At 73.6% G+C, this 2204-nt stretch carries 2 protein-coding genes; both read left to right on the top strand.

What is annotated here, in order from left to right; genetic code table 11:
• The coding region (locus tag PKE44_RS18555) for a type III-B CRISPR-associated protein Cas10/Cmr2 (protein ID WP_324554197.1) at window positions 1-1867 on the top strand (1867 nt) is incomplete at its 5' end.
• On the top strand, window positions 1867-2204 hold a 338-nt coding region (locus tag PKE44_RS18550), incomplete at its 3' end, for a type III-B CRISPR module-associated Cmr3 family protein (RefSeq protein ID WP_324554195.1). The genes PKE44_RS18555 and PKE44_RS18550, both read left to right, overlap by 1 nt.

Raw genomic sequence — 2204 nt, 5'->3', positions numbered from 1 at the left:
AATGAGCACCTGGCTCCTCGAAATCGCCATCGGCCCGGTGCAGGGCTTCATCGCCGCCGCGCGGCGCAGTCGCGACCTGTGGGCGGGCAGCCATCTGCTCTCCGAACTCGTCCGCGCGACGGCGCGGCATCTGCTCGACAACGGCGCGCAGCTCATCTATCCGCTGGCGGCGCGCGTGCGCAGAGCGTCGCCGGACGAGAACAGCAATCTGTCGAACATCCTGCTGGCGAAGGTCGAGGCGGCGGACGAGGCGGCGGTGCGCGAGCTCGCGCGCGCAGCGCAGGACAAGGCGCGTGCTCATCTGCGTGTCTTCGCCGACAACGCGCTCGACGACTGGCAGCGCGGCAGTAACGGCGCACGCATCAGGCTGCGCCAGGACTTCTGGACGCGCCAGGTCGAGGATGCGATCGACAGCTATGCCGCCTGGGCGCGCGTGGCGGAAGCCGCCGACGCGTCGGGCGACGGGCGAACGCCGTACCGCATCGCCTACGACAAGCTCAAAGGCGCGCTCGCCGCGCGCAAGCACACGCGCGACTTCGCACCGATGTTCCCGCCGGCGGCGTCCGACAAGGGCGCCGGCATCCCCAAGTGCTCGTTCGACGGCCTGCGCGAGTCGGTGTTGCCGGAACTGCCCGCCGGCGAGAGCTTCCCGGCCCGCTTCGGCCTCGCTCGCGGCGAGCAGCTCGACGCGCTCGGCTGCATCAAACGCGTTGTCGGGCGCAACGAGCGCTTCACCGCGCTCAGCCGCTTTGCCGCGCACGGCTGGCTGGGCGGACTCGACGACAAAAGCCGCAGCACGCTCTGCGCCGCCTACGAAAAACTGCTCGACCCGGCGCTCAACCTCGCGACGCGCGCCCTCGATACCGCGCACGCCGGCTTCCCCTACGACGGTGGCCTGCTCTTTCCCGAACGCATCGCCGTCGCCGAGCAGGAGCGGCGCGCCGAGCCGGCCGCGCTGGCCGCGCTCGCTGAACTGCGCCGCACGCTGCGCCCGATCTGGCGCGACCACGGTCAGCCGTGTCCCTATGCGGTGCTCGTCATCGCCGACGGCGACCGCATGGGGCGCCTCGTCGACCGCGCCCGCTCGGCAGAAGAGCATGAGCGGATTTCCCGCGCCGTCGCCGCCTTTGCCGACCGCGTGCCGGGAATCGCGCGCGAAGTCGCCGGCCAATGCGTCTTTGCCGGCGGCGACGACCTCACGCTCTACTTCCCGCTCGCCGGCGTCGTCCACGGCGCCTTCGATCTGCACGACGCCTTCACCGAGGCGCTGGCCGAAGTCGTCGGCGCGCTGCCGCCGCCGGCGGACGGCGCACCGCCGCCGACCTTGCGCGTCGGCGCGGCGATCTGCCACGTGCTCGAACCGCTCGCCGTCATCCGGCAGCGCGCCGCCGACGCCGAGCGCCTGGCCAAGGGCGAAGGCGGTCCGGCGGCGCCCGGCAATGCGCTCGGCCTGCTGCTCAGCCTGCGCAGCGGACCGCAAGTCGGCCTGCGCCTGTCTTTCGCCGACGCACACGGGCGCGCCGCGCTCGATCATTGGCAAGCCGCCTACGCCGCGCACCGGCTGCCCGGCCGCCTCGCCTTCGACACGCGCGCCATTGGCCTGCACTGCCGGGCGATCGGCGCCGGAGCCGGCGTCGCCGAAGGCGAGTTCCTCCGTCTGCTGGCGCGCGCCCGCCAGGGCGGCGGCGGCGAGCGGATCGACCACGCAACGCGCAACCTGCTGGCCGAGCGGCAGGCGGCGCTCGCCCCGCTCGCCGCCGCCGACGACCCCGGCGCCCTGCACCGGCTGGGCGACGAGCTCATCCTCGCGCGCTGGTTGGCGGCCCGCTCGGCAGCCGAAATCGGCGCTTTTCTGGAAAGCCATTGATGAACCCGACCCCCCGCGCCGAACACTCCCCGCCGGCGTCCACCGCGCCGACGATGTACGACTACCTGATCGTCCCGCGCGCACCGCTCGTCTTCCGCTCCGGCCGGCCATTCGGCGTCGGCGGCCGCGACGCCGCGCATTTCCCCTGGCCCTCGTCGCTCGCCGGCCTGCTGCGCACGCAAGTGCTCGACGACCGCAGCGAAGCGTACGCCGCGGCGCACGCCGCCACTGCCGCCGGCGACACCGGCGACACCGGCGACACCGGCGACACCGGCGACACCGGCGACACCGGCGCTCCGCCGCCGTGGCCGGGCACGGTCGACCGCGAACAACAGCG

This window comes from Plasticicumulans sp., assembly GCF_035331805.1.
Classification (GTDB): domain Bacteria; phylum Pseudomonadota; class Gammaproteobacteria; order Competibacterales; family Competibacteraceae; genus Plasticicumulans.
Note: the sequence above shows the minus strand (reverse complement) of the source record. Positions and strands in the feature narration are given on the sequence as shown.